We start from the raw sequence: 664 nt of genomic DNA on the forward strand, positions 1-664 counted from the left end.
TATTGGGCGGTTACTATACTTCGTTATTGGGCGGTTACCTTCAACCCACTACAGTTGACAAAGAGCCAAAAAAGAAAGGACAAAATTTGTCCTTTCTGAATCTTAGCTAACTTCAACTCTACTACAGTTGGCAAAGAGGCTTCTTCACTATCCGCTATAGGGTGAGTATATCCAGCTAATGTGTAGGTTACCCTAGTTCTTTTTAATTGATAAAGATTTTTGCATGTGAAGGCTATTGAGAATCAAATAGAATCATCTACTTAAGCTTCTTCATCATCTTTTTTCTTTTTAGAAAAGAGTAAACCGACTGCTCCAAAGATTGATAGAAGTCCTAGAGCAGCTGTAGTGCTATCTGATCGACTACCAGTATTAGGCAACATTGCTCTCGTTTGATACGATGTAGGCTGAGTTCCTGCTACTATATCTGATACATTCAAGGCTGCCGCTGCTGCAACTAAGTCATTCTTAGCTTTCTCAACTTCTGCTTGACTTGCACCTTCTTTAGCTGCTACAGCTTTCGCTGCTGCAAGTGCTTGATCATAGGCAGTACGCTTAGCTTGGTCTGCATTCGTGTACTTGGCGTCAGCTTTTGTTGCATCTTCTTTCGCAATTTCGGCTTTCAACTCATCTTTACTTGTTGCTTGACCATTCAAGGCTGCCGCTG

1 protein-coding gene is annotated in these 664 nt (G+C 41.3%); it reads right to left on the reverse strand.

Translation table 11 applies throughout. The annotated features are described in order from the left end of the window. Window positions 1-260: 260 nt before the first annotated feature. Window positions 261-664 (reverse strand): LPXTG cell wall anchor domain-containing protein (locus HT688_RS10415; protein WP_172923772.1); only part of this gene is annotated, 404 nt, incomplete at its 5' end.

Origin of the sequence: Streptococcus sp. 1559, from assembly GCF_013276735.1 — a bacterium.
In the GTDB taxonomy this organism is placed as follows: Bacteria; Bacillota; Bacilli; order Lactobacillales; family Streptococcaceae; genus Streptococcus; species Streptococcus pseudopneumoniae.